At 65.8% G+C, this 266-nt stretch carries 1 protein-coding gene; it reads right to left on the reverse strand.

Annotated features, from left to right (window positions below):
• On the reverse strand, window positions 1-266 hold a 266-nt coding region (locus C4301_RS07555; RefSeq protein ID WP_503012408.1), incomplete at both ends, for a GHMP family kinase ATP-binding protein.

Consider the following 266-nt stretch of genomic DNA (forward strand, 5'->3'; position numbering starts at 1 on the left):
CGCCAGGCGGCGGGGGATCCCCGGATCCAGGACCAGGAGCTTGGTGCCCATAGGAAGGGGGTAGAGGGCGTACTCCAGGGTGCGGGTGTCCAGGAAGAGGGCTTTGCCCAACTCCCCCAAGGCGGCCACCATCTGATCCATGACGCCGCAGCGAACCCCCACATACTCCACCTCGGCCTTCTGGGCCAGAAGGGCCAGGGCCTTGTCGTCGAGCTCGAGTCGGTACAGCCTTCTTAAGGCCTTTAACGCGGCAACCTCCAGGGCCG

Source organism: Thermus sp., assembly GCF_040290245.1.
In the GTDB taxonomy this organism is placed as follows: Bacteria; Deinococcota; Deinococci; order Deinococcales; family Thermaceae; genus Thermus_A.